We start from the raw sequence: 17,974 nt of genomic DNA on the forward strand, positions 1-17,974 counted from the left end.
TCGGTACTTCGGCACAAGGCAGGTGGGCGCCGGCGGGGGTCGACGGAGGCGGCGCAGCATGGTTATGGTAGCGGATGTCCTCCCTCCGAATGCCTCGCCGCTAATCGTGCGCCTGGACGCCACAAGGCGCTCGCGGCGCATCCGGGTCCTGAGCGGGCGATGGTTCCATCGCCTGCTGTTCATCGTCGGCGGTGTCGCGGTCGGCGGTGTCGCCGTTCTGATGGCGATCTGGGGCGACGTGGCCAACGAGGCCTTTCACGGCCTGGTCGAGCGCTGGCGGTTCGCGCCATTGCTGGTGACGCCTGTCGGCTTTGCCGTGGCGGTCTGGCTGACGCGCCGGTTCTTTCGCAATGCTCAGGGCAGCGGCATTCCCCAGGCGATCGCCGCGCGCCAGCTGAAGGACCAGGAGCAGCGCGGGGCGCTGGTCTCGCTTCGCATCGCGGCGGCAAAGGTTGTGCTGACCCTGTTCGGGATGCTGTGCGGCGCCTCGATCGGACGCGAGGGGCCGACGGTCCAGGTCGGGGCGTCCATCATGTACGCCGCCGGCCGGCTGTCGCCGCGCCGGCAGGCCGGGCTGATTCTCGCGGGTTCGGCGGCCGGGGTGGCCGCCGCGTTCAACACACCGCTGGCCGGCGTGGTCTTCGCCATCGAGGAAATGAGCCGGTCCTTCGAGGTGCGCACCAGCGGCCTGATCATCGGCAGCATCATCGTTGCCGGCCTGACGTCGATTTTCTTCCTGGGTAACTACACCTATTTCGGCGTCACCCATGCGCGGCTCGCCGGGCCGGAAACCTGGCTCGCCGTGCCGGCCTGCGGTCTGGTCGGGGGCCTGTTGGGCGGCGGCTTCAGCCGGTTCATCGTCGCCATGGCGCGGGGCCTGCCAAACCGTGCTGGCGGATGGATCAGAAAGCGGCCGGTGGCTTTCGCGGCGCTGTGCGGCCTGCTGGTCGCGGTCTGCGGCATCGTCTCCGGTGGAGGCACCTACGGGACAGGTTACGAACAGGTGCGGCACATGCTCGACGATGGCGCCGCGACGGCATGGTACTTCGCGCCGCTGAAACTCGCGGCGACGGCATTGTCGGCGGTCAGCGGCATACCCGGCGGAATCTTCTCGCCCTCGCTGGCGGTCGGCGCCGGCATCGGCGGCAATCTGGCGTGGTTTTTTTCCGCCGACGCGGGCGGCGCGGTGGTTCTGCTGGGCATGGTCGGCTATTTCGCCGGGGTGACCCAAGCGCCGATCACCTCGTTCGTCATCGTCATGGAAATGACCGACAATCACGACCTGCTGCTGCCGCTGATGGCGGCGGCTTTCGTGGCCCACGCGGCGTCGCGCCTGGTATGCAGGGAAGGCATTTATCACGCGCTGAGCCGCGGGTTTCTCACTGCGGCGCGGTCACCCGCCGGACAGGACAAGGAAGGGAAACAATGAGCCTTACAGTCGATCTCTACTGGTCGTTTCGAAGCCCCTATTCCTATCTGGCCACCCGGCGGCTGTTCGAGCTGCAGCGTGACCGGACCGTCGAGATCCGGTTTCGCCCCGTCTATCCGCTCGCGGTCCGGAGCGAGAATTTCTTCGCCACCGTCAATCCGAAATGGGTGAAGTACGTCCAGAAGGACGCGCCGCGTCTGGCGGAATATCTCGGGCTCCCGTTCCGCTGGCCCAAGCCCGATCCCATCGTGCAGGACATGGCGACGCTAACGGTGGCCAAGGATCAGCCCTACATCCGTCGTCTGACCCGCATGGGGCAGGCGGCGGCCGATCTGGACCGGGGCATGGCTTTCGCTCACGAAGTCTCGTCCATGCTGTGGAGCGGGACGCGCGGGTGGCACGAAGGGGATCATTTGCGCGATGCCGCGGCACGGGCTGGTCTCGACATCGACGTTCTGGACGCGGCGATAGAGGCCGATCCAGACGGGTTCGATGCCCGCATCGCGGCCAATCAGGACGCGCTTGAGGCCGCCGGCCATTGGGGTGTGCCGACCATGGTGTTCGATGGCGAAGCCTTCTTCGGCCAGGACCGGATCGATCTTCTCGAATGGCGGCTCATGCAGTCGGGGTTGGCCGACCGGGCATCAGCCGGCGCCTGATCAGATAATCCAGCGACAGTGCTCCGGGACCGCGAAACAGGATGAAGGCCAACGCCGCCGCCCAGCCCAGATGAGTCATCCAGGCTTCGGGATAGACGAAGATCTGGATCACGGCGGTCATGCCCAGCAGCGCCGCGGCGCTGAGCCGGGACGCCAGGCCCATGAGCAGCAGGACGGGAAACAGATGCTCGGCATAGGTCGCCAGATGGGCCGCGACCTCGGACGGGATCAGCGGCAGGGCGTATTCGTATTCGAAGAGAACGTAGGTGCTGTCCTTGACGGTCAGTAGGCCCTCGACCTTCGTGCGGCCCGACAGCAGAAACACCGTGGCGATGAAGAGACGGGCCGGTGTCGATACGACGGTGGCCAGGGAAACGCTGTCGAGATTGTCGAGCAGCCGTGCCGCAAGCCAGGTGAGTTGGCTGGGCCGCAGGGAGAAGGAAGGGGCGCTCATGGGGCTGGATCCGTCTGTGGCAGGGTGAAAACGCCGGATGAAATCAATTGGGCGAGGTCCATGGTCAGATCCTGTCCGCCCTCCTTGTCCGCGCTGACGGCGAGGGCGTCGCCGACCGAAAGACCGTCCCGGATGGCGGCGAGCAGGACAAAGGCGGCCTCGCTGAGGCGGAAAACCGTCACCTCGGCCTCGGGCCGCACGATCAGCAGGCGTTCGCCGCCCGCCGCCAGTTGCAAGGATGGCGGACTGTCGGCCAGGTTCGCCCGCCAGAGTTCAAGGACACGGTAGCGGGTCTCGAGCAGACGGCCTGACGCATGCAGCGCCACGCGCAGGGCGTCGCCGTCGCGGGCCGCCATTTCATGCAGCGCTAGGGCATCCAGCGCCGGCGTGTCGGCGGCGTGATAGGACTCCCGATGCAGGAATTCCAGCGCCGCGACGTCGGTTAGGTACGCAAGGGCGTGCGCGGGTTCGAAGTGCCGAAGGAAGCCCGGGAATTCACGGCCATAGCCGATCAGTGTCCCGCTGCGGCAGGGATGCGCGTCAACGAATTCCAGCGCGGCGAAGCGGAAAAAGTCGGCTCCGACAATCCGCTGGGTGGCCGGGAAGGTGTCGGCCAGCGCATCGACGAACCGCGCGTACATATTGTTGCGATAGATGGCAATGGACGCCTCGGCCGGAATGCCCGGTGTCAGCATGGGGGCGATGACGCCGCCATTTCGGATGGATGCGCTCAGGCGCGCCTGGACTTCAGCCAGCTCGTGCATGGACCGGTACCCTTTGTATCATGGCCGCGGTCTGGGCCTCGGCCAGCAGGACCGGAAGCGGCGGCACGTCCGTATCCCATTCGATCAGCGTCGGCCGCCCTCCGATACGGTCGACGGTTTCGGCGTAGAGCGTCCAGACAGTGTCCGAGACGCGGCTGCCATGGTCGTCGATCAGAATCCGGCGACCGCCAGCTTCGATGGCGGTATGGCCCGCGAGATGAATCTCGCCGACCAAGGCGCCGGGAATGGACGCTAGCCAATGGCGCGGATCGAAGCCGTGATTGTGGGCCGAGACGACCACGTTGTTGATGTCCAGCAGCAGCAGGCAGCCTGTCCTGCGCGCTAGTTCGACGAGGAATTCGGGCTCGGGAATGGTAGAATGGGCAAAGCGCAGATAGGTCGAGGGGTTCTCCACCATGATCTGGCGTGACAGCGCGTCCTGCATTTTCGCGACATGACCGGCGACGACGCTCAGGCTCTCTTCGGTGTATGGCAGGGGCAGGAGATCGTGATGCGCGATGCCCGCATGCACCGACCAGGCGATATGTTCCGACACCAGCACCGGCGTGTAGGCGTCCACCAGATGCCGCCAGAGGGCGAGATGGTCACGGTCGAGCGGGTCGGCGCCGCCGAGCGACATGCCGACGCCGTGAAACGATAATGGATAATGCGCGGCGAGGGCCTTGAGATAGCGATGGGGCGGTCCGCCTGCGCCCATGTAGTTTTCAGGGTGCACTTCCAGAAAAGGCAGCGCCGGCCGCGTCTCGAGCAGCGCCGCATAGTGCGAGGCCTTGAGTCCGATGCCGGCCGAAGCCGGCACCGGACCGGTGCCACAGGAAGCTGTGATGCCGTGGCGGCCGGGCATGGATCAGGCGCTGGGCACGCGGGCTTCGGACGGCGCCAGGCTGCCCTTGCCGTGGGGCGTTTCGATGCCGGCGCAGGTGCCCTTGGGGACCAGCTTCCAGGCATTCGACTGATAGTCGATCTTGGAGGTTCCGGCGCAGCTGGTGCCTTCGCCTGCCTTGCAGTCGTTCTTGCCGGCCATGGAGACACCGTAGCATTTCTCCATGTCGGCCTTGTCGCCGGCCAGGGCCGAACCGGCGCTGCCGAACGAGACGGCCAGCGCGGCCGCGGCGAGGAGGGTCGAGGTCGTGATTTTGGCGGTCATGTGTGTATTTCCCTATGAGGTCTGGACAGGACGTCGTCGGCTTGCGCGTCCGACAAACTTCATTTCGGCGCGGGACCGGTTCGGGTTACGCTCGCGGAATGAAAAAAGGGAGTAAGACCATGCGGATCATGCCAGGCCAGCCTGTACCGTCGCTGTCCCTGCCTCTGGCCGGCGGCGGCACGTTCACGCTGGGAGGGAATGCGCCCGCATCCTTCACCATGCTGGTGATCTATCGCGGCCTGCATTGTCCAATCTGCAAGGGCTATCTGAACACGTTGCAGGACAAGCTTGCTGATCTGGAGGCTTTGGGGATCGCCACGGTCGCGGTCAGCAGCGACGACCAGGACAGGGCCGAGCGCGCCAAGGCGGACTGGAAGCTGGACCGGCTGGATATCGCGTACGGCATGTCGATCGATGAGGGCCGTCGCTGGGGGCTCTACGTTTCCAAGGCGATTTCCGACAAGGAACCGCCATATTTTCTCGAGCCCGGGCTGTTTCTCGTCCAGCCTGACGGCACGCTCTATTGCGCATCGATCCAGACCATGCCGTTTACCCGCCCGGACCTGGACGGCATCATCGGCGCGGTCCGGTTTATAAACGATAAGGGGTATCCGGCACGGGGTGCGGCCTGAGCCTCATAGCCGCGTGCGGGAGGCGAGGTTGAGCGCGTCGACAATGCGGAAGACGATTCCGATCTCGGCGACGAAGCGCTCCAGTTCCTGGTTCACCTGCAGGCTGGAATAGCCTTTCACCTCGAAGCGGTTCTCGTTGTTGTTCGCCGCGAGATAGAAGCTGTCGCCATGGAACGCGGCCTGAACTTTGTGGCCGAGCAAGGCGCGCAGGCTCAGCAACTGTTCCATGAAGCCCGGCGTCAGCAGGTAGCGGGCCTCCACCTGATCGGTGCCGTAGACCTCGAAGTGCTTCTCGAATTCTGGGTCTTCCAGCCTGACCCTTTCATTGTCGCCCATGCCGAAGCCGCCCAGCCAGTTGCCAAAGGCGCTGCCGTCCGTCTTGATGATTGTGGTTCCAGAGAAATTTTTCGGAAATGAGAAATTAAAAACAGGGCCGCGGAAGACCGTGACATCGCGCCGGTTTTTTCCGGACCCACTTACTTGGCGCAGGTGCAGCTCCGTCATCTCGACGCGCACCTCCTTGTATCGGCCACTGATCTGATCTTCCAGGCCGGTCCGGTTGTGACTGGGCAGCAACTTGACCTGCGACAAGGAGGGTATCGGATTACGCGTCGGCGTGACCGAAAACTCAAGGCCGAAGAAGCCGCAGAGCCGTGTGACCAGCCTTTCCTTGACCTTCTTCTGATGCTTGACGATGGGATGCTGCACATAGGCCCATGCGGCGCCGAACGCCAGGAACCCGGCGAAGAAGCCAAAATCGGACGGGAGGAACAGGAACACGGCGCCGACGACGCCGGTCGCCAGCGGTATCGCCCAGATCGCCCGCTTCATGGCCATTTCGCGCGCCTGCAGGCGTGCGGCTTCCAGATCACCGATCATGGGATCGATCTCACGCGCGCGAAAAGCGTCGAAGCCTTCCAGCCAGGGCGCGTCTGAGGTCATGACAGACCCTTACTTCATGAAATCGGCGACATTGACGGGCTGGCGCGCGGCGGCGTCCTCGATCTCGTAGAAGGGCATGGCCTTCACGCCGATCATGCCCGCGATCATGCTGCCGGGCCAGATTTCCACCGCGTTGTTCAGGTCGGTCACGGCCGAATTGTAGAAGCGGCGCGCGGCGGCGATGTGACCTTCGACCTCGTTCAGCGTCTGCTGCGCCGTCACGATGGTGTCGGCGGAGCGCAATTCGGGATAGGCTTCCGCCACGGCGAACAGGCGGCTCAGGCCGGCGCTCAGCTGCTTCTCGGCCTCGATATGCTGGCGCACGGCGTCAGGGTCGTCGCGCTTGTAGGGGGCCTGCGCCTGATTGCGGGCGGCGACGACACTCTCCAGTACATCGCGTTCATGGGTCATGAACTTCTGCGCCAGGGTGACGACATTCGGGATCAGATCGTGGCGCTGACGCAGCTGGACGTCGATGGACGACAGGGCCTCGCGCGCCTGATTCCGTTTGGTGATCAGGCGTGCGTACAGGATGTAGAAAATCACCGCCAGGACGGCGACGACGATGATCGCGGCGAGCATGGACCCCTCCTTGCCAAGCCATCGGACGGATGGCCGTGTGCGCGGATCATCCGCTATAGTGGCGGCGAACTCAATGCGGGGACACCGAAATGCGCTATCTTCACACCATGTTGCGGGTCCAGGATCTGGACCGGGCGCTGGATTTCTTCGTCGGCAAACTGGGGCTCGAGGAGCTGCGCCGGCACGAGGTGCCGCAGGGGCGGTTCACCCTGGTTTTCCTGGCACCGCCCGGGCAGCCGGACGCCCAGGTGGAACTCACCTATAACTGGGATACCGAGGAGTATGGCGGCGGCCGCAATTTCGGCCATCTCGCCTACGAGGTGGATGATATCTACGGCTTATGCCAGCGCCTGATGGACAAGGGCGTCACCATCAACCGCCCACCGCGCGACGGCCGCATGGCTTTCGTTCGCTCGCCCGACAACATCTCCATCGAACTGCTGCAGAAGGGTACGCCGCTGCCGCCGCAGGAGCCCTGGGCAAGCATGGGCAATACGGGAGAGTGGTAGCCCTCAGTGCTCGGGTGAGCGCAGTTTTTCCGTGACATCGGGCCGGCCAGCGAGCGCCGCCGACAATTTCACGGTCCGGGTCGCCACGCCGGCGGCGTTGAGGTGGTATTGCGTGTCGTCGAGAAGCCCGATCCCGACCATGGCGTCGGCGGGCCGACCGATCATCGGAACCCCCAACTCGGTGTAGAAGCGCTCTATGGCCTTGAAGCCTTCTGCCTTGTTGTACTCGGAAAAAGCCAGTGTGTTGGGCCATGTCGCCAGGACGATGACGTCCGCCTGTTTGGCCCATCCGATGAATTTTCGGATCTCGTTGACGTCTGGCGAGTCCGGGTTCAGGGCAATCTCCATCGGCTTGTAGCGTCGGATGCGTTCGATATCCGAGTTCCCCATGTGGGAGCGCGGCGACTGGAAGATAATGTCGCCGTGAGCGGTAATTGCAGGCTCGTTATGGGGGTTTCCCATGATCGCGTAACGCAGTCGGGAGAACAGCGCTGAATAGGGAAGGGAGAGTGCGTCCCGTATCCGACTTTGCAGCGGCTGGCGCGCGAGGAAATCTCGCCCACAATTCATCGCCACGTCCAACGCGACGTCAGAGGGTCTCTTCGTGTTGTAGAGATGGTACTCGAAAGCCAGCATCGCGATGTCGCCCTTGCGGAGTACGGATTTCGCACGGTCAAGCATGAAGCCCGTTCCCGTTCCCGCCTGAAGGCCAAAATTCTGTACGGGGACGCCCAGCGATTCGCTCATCGAGCCGGCGCTGATCCCGTTGCTTACCCCCGATCCGCCGATGATCAGCAGCTTTGGCGAAGGCGCGCTCCTCGCCAGTTCCATGCGTTTTTCGACCATGGCGCAGATGCCGGCCGAGCGTACGGACGGCATGGACCCGGCCGCCTGCACCAAGAGCAGATGGCCCAGGAGCGCACTTCCCAGGCTGATCACGGCAATGGCCAGAAATCTTGAAGGACTGCAGGACATTCCTGTCTCTAGAACTGGAAGTAGAGAAATTCGGAATGGGGCGCGCTGTTGATGACGCGTATGCTCCAGAACAGCACAAGGCCAATGGCGACTGCTGCCCCGGCACTGGCGGTCAGGCCGCGCATCCCGCCAAGGACGCGGCCCAAGTCAGCCGTTTCCTGGTCGCGGGCCTTCCAGCGTCTTTCCAGTTCCGCCTGGTCTGTGGCGATGGATTGTCCGGGAAAGAGCCGCAGTGTACTCCGGCCGAACAGGGCGAGCACGCCGGCCCCGCCGATCCAAGCCAGCCCGATGTAGAAGGCGGCGCGCGAGTTTTCGGCGAAGTAGCCGATCTGGCCGGACAGACCGAGAAACTCCAGCAGGTGACGCGCCTCCAGAGGCAACGCGGTCCCGTTCATCAGGGCCATCGACCGATAGATGGACAGGGCGGTCGGGAAATTCTCGGCCCGGAACGTCACCCAGGCGATGATGACGGCAAGGTTGGTCAGCAGCAGCCCGAGCCATGGCCATGGCAAACGCAGCCCGAGCCGGTTCCAGCCATGGTTGATCATCAGATACAGGCCGTGGAGGCCGCCCCAGAGCACGAAGGTCCAGGCGGCGCCGTGCCACAATCCACCCAGCAGCATGACGATCATCAGGTTCACCATCCGGCGAACCGGTCCGCTGCGATTGCCGCCCAGCGGGATGTAAAGGTAGTCACGCAGGAAGCGGGACAGGGTCATGTGCCAGCGCCGCCAGAAATCGATGATGCTGCGGGCCTGATAGGGAGAATCGAAGTTGACCGGAAAGCGGATGCCGAACATCAGCGCCAGGCCCATCGCCATTTCGCAGTAGGCCGAGAAGTCGAAGTAGATCTGCAGGTGATAGCCGAGCGCGGCGCTCCAGGCCAGAACGGCTTCCAGGCTCTCGCCGCCGGCCGCCCGATCGAACAGGGGCGACGCGAAACTTCCGAGGCTGTCGGCGATGACGACCTTCTTGATCAAGCCGACCGCAAGGAGGCAGAGGCCTGTATTGAATGCAGAAATGTCCCATCGCGATCGTGCCTGCATGGTCTCGAACTGACTCATCATTTCGCGGTGGTGCAGGATGGGCCCGGCGATCAAATGCGGGAAAAAGGTGACGAAAAGACCATAGTTCACCAGGCCCGGCTGCGCCGTGTCGCCGCGCCAGCGGTCCACCAGAAACGCGATCTGGGTGAAGGTGAAGAACGATATGCCGACGGGCAGTACGATCTGCCTGAGCGGCACGGCCGCACCGGTCAGTTCCTCCACATTGTCGATGAAGAAGTTGGCGTACTTAAAGAACGCCAGGAGCAGGAGATTGAATGAAATGGCGGCGACGAAGAGCGCGCGGCTTTTCCCGGGCCGGATGAAGTGGGAGAGCGTGTAGTTGCCGAGAATGGAAAACAGCAGCAGCGGCAGAAATCTGAGATCCCAATAGCCGTAGAAGAACAGCGAGCTCGCGGCGAGCCAGGCCATCGCCCACGGCACATTGGTGCGCGATCGAAGCACATAGAAACCTGTCAGGACAATCGGCAGGTAGATGAACAGAAATATATTCGAATTGAACAGCAAGTCGGCTCCCCCTCCAAGGCGGAGTCCGCTGTCATGCTGGCCAGGCGGGCTTCGCTTCGATGCCGAAACGTGTTCAGTTCAACAAACTTGCCGAAATTAAACAAGCAAGAACGACTGTCACTGCCTCCCAGTGCGGCCTTGTCGAGGTGATGGCCGGTAGCTCCCCGATGCGATGGCGGACAGTCGAGCGATGGTTTCCTCCGCTTCCTGAACCACCTGCCGCACGATCTCTCCGGCCGGCAAGACATCGTGGACTGCTCCCGCACCTTGGCCGGCCGCTGTCGCGTCGCGGCTGCGGTCATAGTCGCTGATGTCGCCGAGGAGCGGGCGCATGACGCCGGCATCCCGGGAGAAGCGCCCCTGTTCGCCGAACGGCTTCAGGTCCTGCGGCCTGCTCTCCCAGTCGGCGGTCCATTCGTTGCGGATGACGCGCATGGGTTTGCCGGAATAGGAGCGCGAGATCACCGTGTCCGTGTCGGCGGCCTCCATGATGGCCTGCTTGTAGCCCATTGCCGCGTTGGCCTCGACCGAGGCGATGAACCGGGTGCCGATCCAGACTCCCTGGGCACCCATGGCAAGCGCTGCCGCCAGGCCGCGTCCGTCCGTGATCGCGCCAGCCGCAACCACCGGGATGCTGACGGCCTCCACCATCTGCGGGATCAGCGCCATGCCCGCCACCTGGCCCGTGTGCCCGCCGCCTTCCGTGCCTTGGCCGATGACCACGTCGATCCCTGCCTGCTCGCCCTTGACGGCGTGCTTTACCGCGCCGCACATCTGGATGACCACCAGCCCTGCATCCTTGAGCGCCGTGAGGATGGACGAGGGTACGCCCAGCCCCGAGATGAAGGCGGTGGCGCCTTCCGCGATGATGATGTCGACCGATCGGGTGAGAGATTCCGGAATGGCGGCGAGCAGGTCCACGCCAAAGGGCTTGTCGGTCAGGTCCTTCACCCGGCGCATCTCGTCCCGGATCCCGTCGGGCGAGACCGAGGCCATGCCCAGCGACCCGAAGCCGCCCGCGTTGGAGACGGCCGCGCACAGCGCCGCATAGGACACGCCGCCCATGCCGGCCAGCATCACCGGATGCTCGATACCCAAAAGATCGCATAGCGGCGTGCGCAGGCTCATGATGTCTCCCCGTGTTGCGAGTCCCCGAACCAGTTTACCACCCGGAAACTTGCCGCATAGGGCTTGTGGGCGATCCGCTCTTGGTGAATGCGCGAAAACCGCTTTAGGATGCCGGCCGGACATCCATCGGGGAGGATTGGCACAATGGCGTTCACTTACGACGAGATCACGTCGCGCACGGCGACGGGCGACTATTCCTACGGCGACCGGGAAACCATGCTTTATGCGCTGGGCCTGGGCATGGGGCGCGAGCCGCTCGATCCGCAGGAGTTGCTCTACACTTACGAGAAGAACCTGAAGACGGTGCCGACCATGGCGGCGCTGTTCAGCGCCCGCGGCAACCTGCTGGAGGGCGTGAATTACACCATGGTCGTCCATGGCGAGCAGCGCGTGACGCTGCATCAGCCGCTGCCCTGGCAGGCCGATCTGGTGGTGGAATCCCGCGTCGCCGAAGCGCTCGACAAGGGCGCCGGCAAGGGCGCGGTGATCTATCTGGAAACCAGGACAAAGCTGAAGGACACGGGCGCGCCGGTGTCCACGGCCCTGTCGAGCATCTTCGCGCGTGGGGATGGCGGCTTCGGCGGGCCCAGCGGTCCCGCGCCGGCCGAGACGCATGCGATCCCCGACCGCAAACCCGACGCGACCTGCGAACTGGCGACGCGCGAGGATCAGGCGCTGATCTACCGGCTTTCGGGCGACCGCAATCCACTGCACTGCGACCCGGACGTGGCCAGCGCGGCCGGCTTTCCCAAGCCGATCCTGCACGGTCTGTGCACCTACGGCGTATCGTGCCGCGCCGTGCTGCAGACCATCTGCGACTACGACCACACGCGGATCGCTGCCTTCGACGCCCGCTTCTCGTCGCCGGTGTTCCCGGGCGAGACGGTCATCGTCGACATGTGGGTCGATGGCAACGTGGTGTCCTATCGCAGCCGCCTGAAGGAGCGCGATGTGATGGTCATCAACAATGGCCGCGCGCTGCTGAGGGGCTGACATGAAACTGCTGCGCCATGGCCCGAAGGGGCAGGAAAAGCCGGGCATGCTGGACGGCGCGGGCCGGATCCGCGACCTGTCCGGCATCATCGACGATCTGACCGGCGATTCCCTGTCCGACGCGGGTCTGGCGCGGCTGCGCGCGCTGGACGTGGAGGCACTTCCGCTGGTTGGCGGCACGCCCCGCCTCGGGCCATGCGTGGCGGGAACGGGCCAGTTCCTGGCGATTGGCCTCAACTACCGCGATCATGCCGCGGAGACGAAGTCGCGGGTGCCGACCGAGCCGATGCTGTTCACCAAATCCATCTACTGCATCTGTGGGCCGAATGATCCGGTCATCAAGCCGCGCGGGTCGATCAAGCTGGACTGGGAAGCGGAACTGGGCGTCATCATCGGCAAGGACGGCAAGTATATCGACGAGGCCGATGCCTTCGATCATGTCGCCGGCTACTGCGTGGTCAACGACGTGTCCGAGCGCCACTTCCAGAAGGAACGCGAAGGCCAGTTCGTCAAAGGCAAGTCGGCCGACAATTTCGGCCCGATCGGCCCATGGCTGGTGACGCGCGACGAGGTGCCTGATCCCCAAAATCTGCGGGTGTGGCTCGAGGTCGATGGCCACCGCCGTCAGGACGGCACCACCGCCGACATGATCTTCGGCGTACGGTTTCTGGTCAGCTATCTCAGCCAGTTCATGCGCCTGTGCGCGGGCGACATCATCACCACGGGCACGCCCGCCGGTGTCGGAGCCGGCATGGAGCCGGAAACCTATCTGGAGCCCGGTCAGCGTATTCGCCTCGGCGTCGATGGACTTGGCGAGCAGAACCAGTTGGTGGTCGCCGATGACTGAGCCGTGCTCAGTGCGGGCAGTGATGCACCTCCACGGTGATGTGGCTGAGCTCATGCACCGGTGACAGCAAGGCCCGGTAATGCGCCGGGTCGCGCGGGTGATGGCTGACCACCGACACGATGGCGGCCCAGTGACCGGGGCCGACCTGCCACAGATGCAGGTCCGCCACCATGTTGTCGGCGTCGCCCTCGATGGCGTCGATGACTTCCTGGCGCAGGCTGTCGTCATCTGCCATATCGACGAGGGTCCGGCCCGACGTGCCTACCAGGTTCCAGGCCCAGACCAGGATGACCAGGCCGCCGACGATGCCCATCAGCGGGTCCATCCACCACAGGCCGGCGAATTTCCCCAGCAGCAGCGCGGCTATGGCGGTAACCGAGGTCAGGGCATCGGCCATCACGTGCAGGTAAGCCGCTCGTAGATTGTGATCGTGATGATGGCCGTGATCATGATGGCCGTGCCCGTGCCCGCCTAGGATGAAGATGCTGGCGACGTTTGTCGCGAGCCCCAGCACGGCGACCGGCAGGGCTTCGTCGAAGCGGATGGTCTGGGCTATCGTCAGTCGTTGCGCGGATTCCCAGATCAGCACAAGTGCGACAATGGCGAGTACAATGGCGCTGGCGAAGGCGGCGAGTGATCCGATCTTCCCCGTGCCGAAGGTGAAGCGGGGATTATCGGCATGCTTGCGTGCGAAGGCATACGCGAAGGCCGCTATTCCCAGCGCGCCCACATGTGTCGCCATGTGCCAGCCATCGGCGAGCAGTGCCATGGAGTTGAACGCGGTGCCGGCGGCGATTTCGGCCATCATCACCACGAAGGTGAGACCAACGACGAGCCGGGTACGCCGCTCCGCGGCTGCCTCGGCGCCGGTCTCGAACCGGTGCGAATGGGTCCAAGGCCTCAAATCTTCGGCATGCATGGTCGCCTCCCACAGATCACTTCATCGTGCGGGCAATCCATACGCCGTGACAATCGGCTTGTCCCGTGGCAATACATTGCTGCATTGCAGCAAAGGGTAATCCGGTGGAAGAACCGGAAGACAAGCAGCTAGAACGCCGCCGTGTCATTCAGTTGCAGGCTTGGCGCCTCATGGCCGAAAAAGGCTACGATGGTCTGACCATGCGTGAATTGTCGCGGCGCACCGGTGCATCCACGCGCACGCTGTACGAGATGTATGGCGGCAAGGACGCTCTATTGGCCGAGGCCTTTCAAGAGCGACTCAGGCTGGTCTTCGAGCACTTCGAATCGGAAATCACGTCGACGGGTCTGGCCCATCTGATCGACCTTAACGAGGCGATCGTCCGCAGCATCGTTACCAGCGACAATTTCTCGCGTGCTTATGCCTCGGTTCTGGCGTCCGCGAAGATCTCGATTTACGACATCAAGACGCCGGTCGTTCACTTCCGGCGCTGTCTCGAGGAAATACGCGACACCGGCGACATGCCTGACTGGGTCGATCTGGACCTGACGGCGCTTCGGATCATGATCAATCAGAACGGCCTGATGATCCAGTGGGGCAACCGTACGATCGGCAGCGAGCGGCTGGCCGCCCTCTATCAGATGAACACGTGCGAGACCCTGATACCGTTGACCACCGGCGGCAGCCGTGAGGCAATGCAGGAGAGGCTGCGGCTCTTGCATGCCTCGCTCGTGGGATCGACTGTTTTTTGAGGCAGAACGCGGCTTTTACCTGCATCTGCAAACATCAAAAACACGTTTTATTTATAGTTGCAGGAAGAATGACGGCTGAGTAATCTCCGACTCACACGGGGAGTGTACCTGGGGGAGACGGGACGGCGCTGGCAGCTCTGAGGGGGGCGCCTGGCGCCGTCAACCGTTTGGGGCCCTGTCAATCCTGGTTCAACCTGTTCCCACCCGCATCGCAGCGGGTTTCCGGATGCGCGCGTAGCTGCCGCAGGCCGTCCTCGATCCTCGCGCAAGCCTGACGGTATTGGGTCAGGTCATATTGCAGGCCGCGCAGCCATTGTACTTGCTTGGCGGTGGCATCGGTGTCGGCCCGGGCCTTGCGCCGATCGAAATCACGGATCGTGTTCTCGTAGTACCGGATCTTGGCCTGGCATTCCCGTTGCGCCGCGAGCACGTTGGCCTCGTTGCACATCTGGATCAGCGTGCCCTGGGCACCATACCCGGCGGGCGGGGGTGAGTAATTCTCGAAATTCTCGGCCTGGCCGAACGCGTCGCCGCCGATCAGGAACAGTGCCGCGGCGAGCATCATCGAACCGACCGGATCCATCCCGTTCTTCATCTCTGCTTCGTGCTCCGCTGCTTCTGTCGCCGCTCTGGCCTGCCCGGCAGCCTAAGCCGGAATGGGCGTGGCTGGAATACCCAAGCTCGCACCGTGGCCGTCGCGCGAACGCGGGTTATCCCTTACCGCTAACTCAAGTATAACCGCCGGACTCCCTTGCCGGGCCAAGCCGCCATTCGCGAGACCTCCGTCCGGCCGACTTCCGAGCCGCCCATGGTCCGTATCGCCCTGTGTCTTGCCCTTCTGGTTCTTTGTCTCGGCTCCGCGCATGCCTCCGATGCGCCGCCCCGGCCCAAAATCGGGCTGGTGCTGGCGGGGGGCGGCGCGAAAGGTGTCGCGCATGTGGGCGTCATCAAGGTTCTCGAGGAAGCAGGCATCCGGCCGGACATCGTGGTGGGCACGAGCATGGGCGCCGTCGTCGGGGGATTGTACGCTTCGGGCATGGACGCGGCGCAGATCGAGCGCGTGGTCAATGACCTGGACTGGACCGCGTTTCTTGTCGACAACCCGAGCCGGGACGATCTGACCGCGCGTCGCAAGGCGGAGGATTCCGGATTCTTGGCGGACCTGCGCCTGCGGGTCAAAGATGGCGAGGCTCGGCTGCCGGCGGGTGTTGTAAAGGGCCACAACGTCCTGCTGGCGCTGGAGGATCTGTTGCGTTCGGCGCAGGATGTGCGGGATTTCGACAGGCTGCCCATTCGCTTTCGGGCCGTTGCCTCGGACATCGAGACGGGGGACGAGGTCGTGCTGGGCTCGGGCGACATGGTGACGGCGCTACGCGCCAGCATGTCGGTGCCCGGTGCCTTCCCCCCGGTCCGGATCGGCGGACGTCTGTTGGTGGACGGCGCCATCGTCAACAACGTGCCGATCAGCGTTGCCCGTGACATGGGCGCGGACATCGTCATCGTCGCCTCGTTCACCAACCAGCTGAAAGACTCGGATCAGCTGACATCGGCGCTGTCGATCCTCAATCAGTCCATTGACGTCATGATCGTGAGAGCGACGCGTCAGCAACTTGCCCTGCTTGGCCCCGATGACATCACCATCGAGATCGATCTGGGCGATATTGGTTCGGCGTCGTTCGACAGGGTTCGTGAGACGGTGCCGCTTGGCGCGGCGGCGGCCCGCGAGAGCATGCCGTCGCTTCGTTTGCTGGCGCAGCGCCTGGGCGCGCCGCCCGTGATCGCGGCCGCGCCGCCGCCAGCGGCGGCACGGCCGATCGCCGCCATTCGCTTTGAACAACGCAGCAGGCTTTCCGACGACGTGTTGCTGGCGCGCATGAAAACCCGGCCGGGTGACATGGAGGACGAAGCGCAACTGCGCCAGGACATGGCGCATGTCTATGGTCTCGGACTGTTCGATACGGTCAGCTACCGGATCGAGGATACACCCGAGGGGAACGTTCTCGTCGTCAAGGCCCGGCCCAACAACACCGGCACGGACTATTTCCGCTTCGGCTTCGACCTCGCCAACGATTTCGAGGGACGCAGCACCTACAATTTCGCGCTGTCCTACACGCGAACCGCGATGAACAGTTTGAACGGCGAATGGCGGACCCAGGGCACCCTTGGCGAAACCATCGATTTCGCCACCGAATTCTACCAGCCTCTCGATGCCGCCGCCCGCTTCTATGTCCGGCCTTTCGCCTATGCGGGCGATCGCCCCGCCAAGCTGGTATCCGGCGGCGACGAGCTTGCCAGCGCGCGGGTCACGGAATTGCGGGGCGGCGGCGAGGTGGGGCTGAATGTCGATGACGCGCTGGTGTTGATGGCCGGCGTGGAATCCGGTTGGGGGCATGAGCGGGAGCGCACCGGGACGGGGCTGGTCCCTCGCGACAGCTTTGGCATAGGGCGTGCTTACGCCGGCTTCGTCTACGATACGCTCGACAACCTCAACTTTCCCCACGAGGGCATTTTCGCCGCGGGCCGATATCGCTGGTCCACGAGCGCGCTGGGTGCCGAACGTGAGTTTCACGCGGCGGAGCTCGAGGCGAATGTGGCGTTCTCCTGGGACCGGAACACCATCATCGCGACCGTGGAGACGGGGCTTAGCTGGGGCGGCCGGCCGGGGCTGGGCGATCTTTACACGTTGGGCGGGCCTTTCCGGCTGACCGGGTACCTCAATGGGGGCCTGAGCGGCGCGCAATCCGTGCTGGCGCGGGGTATCTACTATCGCGAACTGGCGCGTTTTGGACCGTCTTTCCTGCATTTCCCGCTCTATGCCGGCGCGTCGGTTGAATATGGCGGCGTTTTCGACCGGGCCGGCGATATCGGACTGGGGGGCATGCTGTGGGGAGGCACGCTGTTTATCGCCATGGATACGCCGCTTGGGCCGCTTTTCCTCGGCTACGGAGCGTCCGAACGAGGGGAACATGCCATCTTTCTCTCACTTGGAGGTTTATTCTGAATGAATAGAATGATGGAGGCTGGGAAAGACTGCTAATATGCTGGGTTGTTACGCTTTTAGAATAAAAAAATTTGAGTAAAGGTGTGTGAAAGTGGGAACATTGAACGCGGTATTGCGTCTATGTATTGTCGCGCGATCACACGGAACCGGATGATTTGCGCACCCATATAGGAAGGAAGAGATCATGTCCTATCGTAATGTCTTTGGTGTCTCGGTTTTTGCTATGGGTATGGCGTTTGCCGCGCCTGCCGCCATGGCTCAGGCTGACGCTCCGGCGATGCAGCCGCCCGCCGCCGAATCCGGCGCGACGGCGCAGAGCTTCCCGGATGCAAAGCTTGAGTCCTTCGCGGCGGCCAATGTGAAGGTCGAGATGCTCAATCAGGAGTATGAGACCAAGCTTCAGGCAGCGGCCGAGCCTGCCGCTCAGGAAGCAGTGGCGACCGAGAAGAATGAGAAACTCGCCGAAGCGGTGACCTCGGAAGGCCTCACGGTCGAAGAGTATAACCAGATTTACATGGCGTCCAAAAGCGATCAGACCTTGCAGAGCAAGATCGAAGGTATGAAGACCATGGGCGACCAGCAGTCGTCGCTCCAGTAGATTTCGCTGAACACGACGAAGCCCGCGGGGTTGCCCCGCGGGCTTCTTTTA

Annotated in this window: 20 protein-coding genes; 9 read left to right on the top strand and 11 right to left on the bottom strand. The window is 63.7% G+C overall.

Going from position 1 to position 17,974, the window contains the following annotated elements; genetic code table 11:
• The first annotated feature begins 64 nt into the window (after window positions 1-64).
• Window positions 65-1,429: a chloride channel protein gene (locus WJU17_RS17640; protein ID WP_346328989.1), complete on the top strand. Its 1,365-nt coding sequence runs from the start codon at window positions 65-67 to the stop codon at window positions 1,427-1,429.
• Window positions 1,426-2,088, top strand: coding sequence for a 2-hydroxychromene-2-carboxylate isomerase (locus tag WJU17_RS17645; RefSeq protein WP_346328701.1), 663 nt, complete (start codon window positions 1,426-1,428; stop codon window positions 2,086-2,088). The genes WJU17_RS17640 and WJU17_RS17645 overlap by 4 nt, the downstream gene beginning before the upstream one ends.
• On the opposite strand, the gene WJU17_RS17650 is transcribed toward WJU17_RS17645, so the two are convergent.
• Genes WJU17_RS17650 through WJU17_RS17665 form a run of 4 tightly spaced genes read right to left on the bottom strand, consistent with a single transcriptional unit; the run spans window position 2,045 to window position 4,474 of the window.
• The gene (locus tag WJU17_RS17650; RefSeq protein ID WP_346328702.1) at window positions 2,045-2,542 is read right to left on the bottom strand and encodes a DoxX family protein; all 498 of its coding nucleotides are present in this window, start codon (window positions 2,540-2,542) and stop codon (window positions 2,045-2,047) included. The two genes, WJU17_RS17645 and WJU17_RS17650, sit on opposite strands and share 44 nt — an antisense overlap.
• The gene (locus tag WJU17_RS17655) at window positions 2,539-3,306 is read right to left on the bottom strand and encodes a DNA-binding domain-containing protein (protein WP_346328703.1); all 768 of its coding nucleotides are present in this window, start codon (window positions 3,304-3,306) and stop codon (window positions 2,539-2,541) included. Before WJU17_RS17655 ends, WJU17_RS17650 begins: the two co-directional genes overlap by 4 nt.
• Complete coding sequence (locus tag WJU17_RS17660; RefSeq protein WP_346328704.1) at window positions 3,290-4,126, bottom strand: DUF692 domain-containing protein; 837 nt, start codon at window positions 4,124-4,126, stop codon at window positions 3,290-3,292. Before WJU17_RS17660 ends, WJU17_RS17655 begins: the two co-directional genes overlap by 17 nt.
• Before the next feature lie 48 nt (window positions 4,127-4,174).
• Entirely contained in the window at window positions 4,175-4,474 is a 300-nt protein-coding gene (locus tag WJU17_RS17665; protein ID WP_346328705.1) for a DUF2282 domain-containing protein, read from the bottom strand.
• A 119-nt stretch (window positions 4,475-4,593) separates the two neighbouring features.
• On the opposite strand from WJU17_RS17665, the gene WJU17_RS17670 reads away from it, so the two are divergent.
• The gene (locus WJU17_RS17670; RefSeq protein ID WP_346328706.1) at window positions 4,594-5,106 is read left to right on the top strand and encodes a peroxiredoxin-like family protein; all 513 of its coding nucleotides are present in this window, start codon (window positions 4,594-4,596) and stop codon (window positions 5,104-5,106) included.
• Between the two features lie 3 nt (window positions 5,107-5,109).
• On the opposite strand, the gene WJU17_RS17675 is transcribed toward WJU17_RS17670, so the two are convergent.
• Together WJU17_RS17675 and WJU17_RS17680 are read right to left on the bottom strand one after the other, a co-directional pair.
• Window positions 5,110-6,048, bottom strand: a complete 939-nt coding sequence (locus WJU17_RS17675; protein WP_346328707.1) for a DUF3137 domain-containing protein — start codon at window positions 6,046-6,048, stop codon at window positions 5,110-5,112.
• Window positions 6,049-6,057: 9 nt separating this feature from the next.
• A complete protein-coding gene (locus tag WJU17_RS17680; protein ID WP_346328708.1) occupies window positions 6,058-6,630 on the bottom strand; it encodes a LemA family protein in 573 nt (190 codons plus the stop codon).
• A gap of 89 nt (window positions 6,631-6,719) precedes the next feature.
• Between WJU17_RS17680 and WJU17_RS17685 the strand changes: the two genes are divergently transcribed.
• The gene (locus WJU17_RS17685) at window positions 6,720-7,139 is read left to right on the top strand and encodes a VOC family protein (RefSeq protein ID WP_346328709.1); all 420 of its coding nucleotides are present in this window, start codon (window positions 6,720-6,722) and stop codon (window positions 7,137-7,139) included.
• A gap of 3 nt (window positions 7,140-7,142) precedes the next feature.
• Here the strand turns inward: WJU17_RS17685 and WJU17_RS17690 are convergent, their stop codons facing one another.
• The 3 genes from WJU17_RS17690 to WJU17_RS17700 all read right to left on the bottom strand — a co-directional run bounded on the left by WJU17_RS17690 (window position 7,143) and on the right by WJU17_RS17700 (window position 10,813).
• Window positions 7,143-8,078 (bottom strand): hypothetical protein, encoded by a 936-nt coding sequence (locus tag WJU17_RS17690; protein ID WP_346328710.1) that lies wholly within the window; start codon window positions 8,076-8,078, stop codon window positions 7,143-7,145.
• Between the two features lie 44 nt (window positions 8,079-8,122).
• On the bottom strand, window positions 8,123-9,685 hold the full coding sequence (locus WJU17_RS17695; protein ID WP_346328711.1) for an MBOAT family O-acyltransferase: 1,563 nt from the start codon (window positions 9,683-9,685) through the stop codon (window positions 8,123-8,125).
• A gap of 117 nt (window positions 9,686-9,802) precedes the next feature.
• Entirely contained in the window at window positions 9,803-10,813 is a 1,011-nt protein-coding gene (locus WJU17_RS17700) for a nitronate monooxygenase family protein (RefSeq protein ID WP_346328712.1), read from the bottom strand.
• Window positions 10,814-10,957: 144 nt separating this feature from the next.
• On the opposite strand from WJU17_RS17700, the gene WJU17_RS17705 reads away from it, so the two are divergent.
• Complete coding sequence (locus tag WJU17_RS17705) at window positions 10,958-11,806, top strand: MaoC/PaaZ C-terminal domain-containing protein (protein WP_346328713.1); 849 nt, start codon at window positions 10,958-10,960, stop codon at window positions 11,804-11,806.
• A gap of 1 nt (window position 11,807) precedes the next feature.
• Window positions 11,808-12,653 carry a fumarylacetoacetate hydrolase family protein gene (locus WJU17_RS17710; RefSeq protein WP_346328714.1) on the top strand — a complete coding sequence of 282 codons (846 nt, stop codon included), beginning with the start codon at window positions 11,808-11,810 and terminating at the stop codon, window positions 12,651-12,653.
• Window positions 12,654-12,660: 7 nt separating this feature from the next.
• On the opposite strand, the gene dmeF is transcribed toward WJU17_RS17710, so the two are convergent.
• Window positions 12,661-13,572: a CDF family Co(II)/Ni(II) efflux transporter DmeF gene (gene dmeF / locus WJU17_RS17715; RefSeq protein WP_346328715.1), complete on the bottom strand. Its 912-nt coding sequence runs from the start codon at window positions 13,570-13,572 to the stop codon at window positions 12,661-12,663.
• A gap of 104 nt (window positions 13,573-13,676) precedes the next feature.
• On the opposite strand from dmeF, the gene WJU17_RS17720 reads away from it, so the two are divergent.
• On the top strand, window positions 13,677-14,324 hold the full coding sequence (locus tag WJU17_RS17720) for a TetR/AcrR family transcriptional regulator (protein ID WP_346328716.1): 648 nt from the start codon (window positions 13,677-13,679) through the stop codon (window positions 14,322-14,324).
• A 178-nt stretch (window positions 14,325-14,502) separates the two neighbouring features.
• Here the strand turns inward: WJU17_RS17720 and WJU17_RS17725 are convergent, their stop codons facing one another.
• A complete protein-coding gene (locus WJU17_RS17725; protein ID WP_346328717.1) occupies window positions 14,503-14,919 on the bottom strand; it encodes a hypothetical protein in 417 nt (138 codons plus the stop codon).
• Between the two features lie 213 nt (window positions 14,920-15,132).
• On the opposite strand from WJU17_RS17725, the gene WJU17_RS17730 reads away from it, so the two are divergent.
• Both WJU17_RS17730 and WJU17_RS17735 read left to right on the top strand, forming a co-directional pair.
• Entirely contained in the window at window positions 15,133-17,325 is a 2,193-nt protein-coding gene (locus WJU17_RS17730) for a patatin-like phospholipase family protein (RefSeq protein WP_346328718.1), read from the top strand.
• A 184-nt stretch (window positions 17,326-17,509) separates the two neighbouring features.
• Window positions 17,510-17,923, top strand: coding sequence for a DUF4168 domain-containing protein (locus tag WJU17_RS17735; RefSeq protein WP_346328719.1), 414 nt, complete (start codon window positions 17,510-17,512; stop codon window positions 17,921-17,923).
• Window positions 17,924-17,974: the final 51 nt, after the last annotated feature.

The sequence above is a fragment of the Iodidimonas sp. SYSU 1G8 genome (genome assembly GCF_039655775.1).
GTDB lineage: Bacteria > Pseudomonadota > Alphaproteobacteria > SMXS01 > SMXS01 > RI-34.